We start from the raw sequence: 1674 nt of genomic DNA on the forward strand, positions 1-1674 counted from the left end.
GCTGATCGCGCCGAGCACGGCGACGCGGCGGACGCGGCCGGGCCGCTGCAGGCTGGTGTCGCGCACCGACCGCTCCGGCTCCAGGTGCGGCCGCACCGTCACCGGCAGGTCCGGATATACCGCGCGGATCCGGACGGCCGTGTCGGCGGATGGCGCAAACACCCGCGCCGCGCCGGCCAGGAACGCCCCGAACACAGCCCGCCGCTCGCCCGGATCCGGCTCCTCGAACCCGTCCGCGTCCACCGCCAGGCACGACCGGCACTGCGCCACAGGCGCCAGGCCGCAATAGCGCCCGTCCGGCTGGACCAGGTGGTTGCGGTGGCACACCGGCGAGTAATCGTGCAGCGTCCAGGCGTAGGGCCGCCCCGAGCCCGCCACCACGTCCATCAGCGCCCGCGCCGCGCCCCAGCGCAGCCCCGCCAGCGAGTGCACGTGGATCAGAACCGGCGCCAGCTGCCCGACGAAGTCCGCGAGCTCCGCCGCGTCCCGCGGCAGGTACAGGCTGTCGAGGTTGGGCAGGTACAGGAACTCGGGGCTGCGGTAGGAGACGTGGACCTCCAGGTTGCGGGTTCGGTCGATCTGCAGCAGCACCACGCTCAGGCCCTCGGCCCGGGCCTGGGCGATCATGTCGTCGATGTGCCGCTGGATGCCCCCGCCCCAGCTGTGGGTCACGTAGAGCAGCGCCCGGCCCGCGAAGTGCCGGGCCAGCCGCGCCCGGTCGAGCCGCGCCCGCCCGCGCCGGCCGGGATCGGCCTGGACGAACTGCCCGACCCGGGCCGGGTAGTCGGGGTGCTTGGCGAGCAGCGCCGCCTGGCCCTGGACGTACTCGCCGCCCTCGTCCAGCCCGAACGAGATCTGGCCGGCATGGTAGACGAACACGTCCTCGGCGAGCAGGTTGACGAACCCGGCCTTGATGGCGCGCAGGCACCAGTCGTTCTCCTCGCCGTAGCCCTTGCCGAAGGCCTCGGCGTCGAGATCGCCGACCGCGTCCAGCGCGGCGGCGGTCATGTACATGCAGAAGCCGACGCCGGTGGGCACGGGCACGGCGCGGCCGCAATTGACCTGCGCGGCCATGCGGTCGAGCTCGGGCCGGGCGATCTCGAGCGGCATGGTGTTGTTGGCGTTGAAGCGCGGGTAGGAGCAGATCGTGGCGTTGTTGGAGAGCGGCGTGACGCTGCCCACGGGCAGCCCCGCCCCCATCCCTGCCTCGCCGCCGGACCCGGCCTGAGGTGCTGTCTGAGGCTCGGCGTGGGCGACCAGACGGTCGAGCCAGTCGCCGAAGACTTCGGCGTCGGAGTTGAGCAGGACGACGGCGCGGCCCTGGCGCAGGCCGAGGGCGCGGTTGACCGAGCGGACGAAGCCGAGGTTCGTCGCGTTCTCGACGAGGTGGAACAGGCCGCGGCCGGCGAGGTGGGCGAGGTCGGCGGTGAGCTCCGGGTCGGGGGAGCGATCGTTGACGGCGAGCAGGGTGAAGGGCGTGGCCTGGGGCTGGGACAGGCAGGCGTGGATGGCGCGCAGGGTCTCGCCGCGGCCCTTGTAGACGGGGACGATGACGACGACGCGGGCGTCGGCGATGGGCAGGGCCCGGGGCAGGCGGTCCCATTCGTGGGCCGCGGGGGCTTCCATGGGCGGGTAGGTGCCGAGATCCTCGGGCGCAGCCATCAGCCCGGCGGC

General features: G+C 73.7%; 1 protein-coding gene. It reads right to left on the bottom strand.

Going from position 1 to position 1674, the window contains the following annotated elements; translation table 11 throughout:
- The coding region (locus tag CIW48_RS32790) for a glycosyltransferase (protein WP_149314503.1) at positions 1-1674 on the bottom strand (1674 nt) is incomplete at both ends.

Origin of the sequence: Methylobacterium sp. P1-11, from assembly GCF_008329595.1 — a bacterium.
In the GTDB taxonomy this organism is placed as follows: Bacteria; Pseudomonadota; Alphaproteobacteria; order Rhizobiales; family Beijerinckiaceae; genus Methylobacterium.